We start from the raw sequence: 3,576 nt of genomic DNA, 5'->3' as shown, positions 1-3,576 counted from the left end.
AAGCCGCTCGACGAGGCGGCGATCGTCGCCGCGGCGCGCGAGACCAAGGCGATCGTCACCGTCGAGGAAGCAACGGTCGAAGGCGGACTCGGCGCGGCCGTCGCCGAAGTCGTCGTGCGCCATGCGCCCGTGCCGATGCGCATGCTTGGCGTCACAGGCTTCGCGCCCACCGGAAGTGTGGAGTTCCTGTTCAACCATTTCGGACTGACCCGCGACGGAATCGTCGCCGCGGCGCTCGAATTGAAGGGGCAGTGAGATGGCTGGTCCGCTGGTCCTCGCCATCGATCAGGGCACGAGTTCGACCAAGTGTTTGCTGGTCAACGAACACGGCGCTGTCGTCGGGCGCGGCCAGGCGCCGGTGTCGCTAGCGACGCCAGAACTTGGCTGGGTGCAGCAGGACGCCGACGAAATCTGGGCGAGCGCGCGGCGCGTGGTAGCCGAGGCGCTCGACGCCGACGCCGCCAAGCGCGTCGTTTCGGTCGGCCTCAGCGTCCAGCGCGAGTCTTGCGTCATTTGGGACCGCCGGACAGGCGAAGCGCTGACGCCCGTGCTGTCATGGCAGGACCAGCGCACCGAGAGCGTCTGCGCCGCCATACGCGCCGTCGGACACGGCCCCGTCATTCGCCGCAAGAGCGGCCTGCCGCTCGACCCGATGTTCTCCGCCGCCAAGGCGCGGTGGCTGCTCGATCGCCAGCCGGCGCTGCAGGCGCGCGCCAAGGCGGGAGACGTCTGCATCGGCACCATCGACGCCTTCCTGCTGTCGCGCTTCGGCGGCGAAGCCGTCGTCGAAGCTGGCAACGCCTCGCGCACTCAGCTCTTCGACGTCGTCGCGGCGCGCTGGGACGAAGAGCTGCTGTCGATTTTTGGCGTGCCTCCCGCCGCCATGCCGCGCGTCGTAGGCTCCACGGGACCCTTCCCGACGACGCGCGGCCTTTTTCCTCTCCCCGACGGCGTTCCCGTCGGCGCGGTGATGGCGGACTCGCATTCCGCCCTCTTTGCCCACGGGGCGTTCTCGCCCGGGCCGGTCAAAGCGACCCACGGCACTGGATCGTCGGTGATGGGCCTCGTCGACCGCGCGAATGCGCGCGACGGCGACGCTGGCGCGCCTGGCGTCTGCCTGACGCTCGCCTGGCAAATTGACGCCCCGATCCTCGCCTTCGAGGGCAACATCCGCAGCGCCGGTTCGACCTTGATCTGGGCCGCAGAGTTGCTGGGCGTGTCGACGCAAGAGCTTGCCGATCTCGCCGCGACGATGCCCGACTCGCGCGGCGTGCATCTGGTTCCGGCGTTCGGCGGCCTCGGCGCGCCATGGTGGGACGCGTCAGCGTCGGCAACCGTCACCGGCTTCGCCTTCGGCGTCACCCGCGCGCCCTTCGCCCGGGCGGCGCTCGACTCGATTGCCCATCAGATCGCCGACGTCCTCGACGCCGTGCGCGCGAGCGGCGCGAAGGTCGATCGGCTGCTGGTCGATGGCGGCCCGACTCGCAACGATCAAGTGATGCAGTTCGAAGCCGACATGGTCGGCGTACCCGTCATACGCACGACGGTCTCGGAACTGTCGGCGATGGGCGTGGCGCATCTCGCCGGCGTCAGCGCCGGTCTGTTCACCCTCGAGCGGCTGAGCAAGCTCGATCGCGGCGGTCAGAGCTTCGAGCCGCGCATCGCCGAGGAGGCCCGGCGAAGCGAAAGGGCGGCGTGGGCGCGCGCCGTGAATCGCGCGCGCGGGCGGTCGATCAATTGAGCGACTGGGTGAGCGCGACGCTACGGCGCGCCGCCGCAATCGGGGACAGGACGATGACGATGGGAGGACTAGCAGAGCGAGCGAGCGCCGGAGGCTTATTCAGGTTCGCGCGCGGGTTGACTGGACCGCTCGTCGGTCTCGTCGCGCTCTGCGTCTTCCTCTCGTTCTCGACCGACACGTTCCTGTCGTTGCGCAACATCCTCAACGTGATGGATCAGATCACGGTGCTCGGGGTGATGGCGGTCGGCATGACGCTCGTCATCCTCATCGGCGGCATCGATCTGTCGGTAGGCTCGGCGCTCGCGCTGTCGGGCATGGTGCTGGGCTACCTCGACTACACCCTGCAGTGGCCTTTCGGCATAAGCATCATCGTCGCGCTGGTGGTATCCGCGCTGTGCGGCCTGGCATCCGGGCTGATGGTGACGCGCCTGCGTATGCCGACGTTCATCACCACGCTGGCGATGATGTCGCCGCCTCGTTCGTCACCGGCGTCGATCTGCTGGTCGACGGCGGCTTCGAGCGCTGGTGAGTGCGCCAGCAATGCGAGCGCCAAGTTTCGCGTAGCTCAGAAACGAAAAGGAGAAGCATAAGTTAGCGCCAAGTTTCGCCTAGCTCAGAATGGAAAAGGAGAAGCAAATGTGGAGGAAATGTAGCGTTTTGCTGGCGGCCATGTTGGGGTGCGCCTTGATGGCGGCTTCAGGGTCGGCAGTCGCCGGCGGTCAGGAGGACCTGATCAAGGCCCCGACCGAGCCGCTTACTTTCGTTTTCATTCCGAAACTGGTCCATCCCTGGTACCAGGAAGTGCAGAATGGAGCGAACTTCGCGATCGCCGAGCTGCAGAAGCAGGGCGTCAAGATTACGCTCAAATGGGACGCCCCGCCCCAGGCCGATATCGTCGATCAGAACAAGCGAATTGAGACAGACATCGGCACCCATCCGGACGGACTGGCAGTGTCGTGCTTGGATCCGCCGACCAACACGAAGATGATCGACGAGTCGATCAAGGCCGGCGTGCACACCTACACTTTCGACACTTACTGCGGGCCGGCTTATCCATTTGTCGGCCATCAGGGCGACGAAGAGGATGGATACCGCATCGGCAAAGCGCTGGCCGAGAAGCTAGGTGGAAAAGGCAAGGTGGGAATCCTGTCCGGAAGCCTCACGGCCACCAATCACGTGAACCGGGTCAAAGGGTTCAAGCGTGCGATGGCGGAGTACTCTGGGATTCAGATCGTATTCGAACAGCCCGACAACGACGATCTGCCCAAGGCGGTAACGCTGACGGAGAACGCGCTTCAGGCCCATCCAGACCTCGACGCGATGTTCGGCTGCAACGCTTCGAACCCGGTCGGAGCAGCGCGGGCGATCACCAACGCCGGCAAGGCTGGCAAGGTGCTGGTGGTAGGATTCGACGATCTGCCGGAAACGCTCCAGTTCATCAAGTCCGGCGGCATCTACGCCACGATGGCGCAGCGCCAGTGGGAAATCGGCTATTGGGGCGTCTATTACCTCCTGGCCATGAACGAGAACCACACCGTGCCGATGATTCATGACACGGGGTCGAGAATTGTGACAAAGGCCGATTTGGGCCAGTGATCGGGACGCGAGGACCGCTACGAAAGGGCGCAAGCCCCAAGGGTCTTCGCCGCCAGGGCGCCGGGCGTCAGCTACGGTTGATGCCCGGCGCCTGTGGGACGGGCACGGAGTGGAGGAACCATGGCCGGCAGCTATGCCCTTGAAGCGCGAAACATTTCGAAATGGTTCGGGCCGCACCAAGCGCTGAAAGGGGTCAGCCTCGGCGTCCGCGACGGCGAAGTTCACGCCGTCATCGGCGA

At 65.6% G+C, this 3,576-nt stretch carries 3 protein-coding genes and 1 pseudogene; all 4 read left to right on the top strand.

Features of this window, described 5'->3' with window-relative positions; translation table 11 throughout:
• The coding region (locus tag ABSF49_RS21065; RefSeq protein WP_424114592.1) for a transketolase C-terminal domain-containing protein at nucleotides 1–255 on the top strand (255 nt) is incomplete at its 5' end.
• 1 nt (nucleotide 256) lies between these two features.
• Complete coding sequence (locus tag ABSF49_RS21060) at nucleotides 257–1,741, top strand: FGGY family carbohydrate kinase (RefSeq protein ID WP_424114591.1); 1,485 nt, start codon at nucleotides 257–259, stop codon at nucleotides 1,739–1,741.
• A gap of 53 nt (nucleotides 1,742–1,794) precedes the next feature.
• Nucleotides 1,795–2,220, top strand: a pseudogene (locus tag ABSF49_RS21055) (ABC transporter permease); the annotation flags it as partial.
• Between the two features lie 178 nt (nucleotides 2,221–2,398).
• Nucleotides 2,399–3,337: a substrate-binding domain-containing protein gene (locus tag ABSF49_RS21050; RefSeq protein ID WP_424114590.1), complete on the top strand. Its 939-nt coding sequence runs from the start codon at nucleotides 2,399–2,401 to the stop codon at nucleotides 3,335–3,337.
• The last annotated feature ends 239 nt before the right edge of the window (nucleotides 3,338–3,576 follow it).

The organism is Roseiarcus sp. (genome assembly GCF_049514155.1).
GTDB lineage: Bacteria > Pseudomonadota > Alphaproteobacteria > Rhizobiales > Beijerinckiaceae > Roseiarcus.
The sequence above is the reverse complement of the archived record's forward strand: the minus strand, read 5'-3'. Positions and strand labels throughout refer to the sequence as shown.